The sequence below is a fragment of the Streptomyces sp. WM6386 genome (genome assembly GCF_000972385.1).
GTDB lineage: Bacteria > Actinomycetota > Actinomycetes > Streptomycetales > Streptomycetaceae > Streptomyces.
In genome coordinates this window covers 1-331 of the sequence record NZ_JXTE01000727.1, presented here as the reverse complement: position 1 = coordinate 331, position 331 = coordinate 1, and the positions used below count along the sequence as shown (strand labels likewise).

1 protein-coding gene is annotated in these 331 nt (G+C 67.4%); it reads right to left on the bottom strand.

Annotation, left to right across the window (positions count from 1 at the left end; genetic code table 11):
* A partial coding sequence (locus TN53_RS46605) for a transposase family protein (RefSeq protein ID WP_199924772.1) occupies nt 1–331 on the bottom strand: 331 nt, incomplete at both ends.

The window sequence follows — 331 nt, the reverse complement described above, 5'->3', positions numbered from 1 at the left end:
TTCCACGTAGATGTGGTCCGGGTCGAGGATGTCGGGACGCGAGCGCTCGAATGTTCTTGTTGGAAGCGGCCACGCTGCGAGCGCGGGTGGGCACGAGGGTGCCGTCGACGATGTAGACGGTGTCTTCCCGTCTGCGGCGGGCCGCTGAGATCGCCGGCAACGGCGCGAGATGGTCCAGAATCCGGTCCGCAGCCGACTTGGAGACACCGAACAGCGGCGCCACCTGCCGCAACGTCAGATTCGTGCGCCAGTACGTCGCCACCAGCAACACCCGGTCCTCGAGCGGCAATCGCCACGGCCGGCCTCGCTGGACGAGCAGCGAGAAGCCGGA